This window comes from Vibrio sp. 378 (assembly GCF_033339435.1).
Map to the genome: position 1 here is coordinate 1 of NZ_JAWOUO010000729.1, position 624 is coordinate 624.

The 624-nt window shown below is 33.2% G+C and carries 1 protein-coding gene; it reads left to right on the forward strand.

The features are described from left to right. A partial coding sequence (locus R7Q48_RS28530; RefSeq protein WP_318133696.1) for a YscW family type III secretion system pilotin occupies nucleotides 1-330 on the forward strand: 330 nt, incomplete at its 5' end. Nucleotides 331-624: the final 294 nt, after the last annotated feature.

Sequence of the window (624 nt, forward strand, 5' to 3'; positions counted from 1 at the left end):
GTTCAGAGCCAAGCGAATGTATATGGGTGGATTTCTGTCGAAGGATACCATCCTCCAGTTTCGACCTATATAGAGGTGGAGATGTGTCAAGCTTTTGAAAATCAATGTCTTACTGTTGCTTCTCAGCAATATCAAGGTGTTCAGTTACCAGTTCAATATTCTTTTCTTATTGCGCCAATTCAAGCTGGGAAAGGAGAAATGAAAGTGATAGGGAAACTCTATTCTCAAGGTCAAATTATCGCCCAAAATGAGCAGAAATATATATTCAGAGAAGGAAGTCAGAAAGTGGATTTAAGACTTTTTCCTATAGAAATAGAAACAAAAAAGTAATCGGTTACATTTGATTAGCGCTATCTAATTTATTAAATGTGAATAGAAATAGCCAATTCAATGTGAAAGAATTGTTGAGCGTTTTTATGAATAAAATTGCGAAAAATGAGTCATCGGGACAGTTGGAAATTATATTAATAACTATTGCCACAAGCGTGTGATTTATTATTATATCCTACGCCTTGAACACGTTGGCTTGGCGTTTTGGATTAAAAAACAAACAATTTGAAGGTTTTGGAAATGTGGTTTTCCTAATTTTCATTATCATATTAGTAATTTAATTTATTCTAATAT